At 37.5% G+C, this 288-nt stretch carries 1 protein-coding gene; it reads right to left on the reverse strand.

Going from position 1 to position 288, the window contains the following annotated elements; genetic code table 11:
- Positions 1-288 (reverse strand): hypothetical protein (locus tag SB749_RS19225; RefSeq protein WP_410711711.1); only part of this gene is annotated, 288 nt, incomplete at both ends.

Raw genomic sequence — 288 nt, forward strand, 5'->3', positions numbered from 1 at the left:
TCCATTAGCATTTTATCTCGTTCTTCGAGTTTGGTATTTATGTATTCTTGTTGTTCTTGTTGCTTGTTTTCTATAATCGCAACATGTTTTCGCAATTCAGCAATCTCTTCTTTTTGATTACCAATAACTTGTATAGCTGCGCTTATTTGCTCGATTGCTATTTGAAGCTGTAAAGCGTAGTTATTTGGCTCGTTTTTTGATTGCTGTTGCGCTGTTGCGGTTGTTGTTGCGGTTACTTCTTCAAATTCAGTATTTCTTGCAATCATGCGGGATAAGCCCTCTTCGATG

Origin of the sequence: Brevibacterium sp. SIMBA_078, assembly GCF_046534565.1 — a bacterium.
In the GTDB taxonomy this organism is placed as follows: Bacteria; Actinomycetota; Actinomycetes; order Actinomycetales; family Brevibacteriaceae; genus Brevibacterium.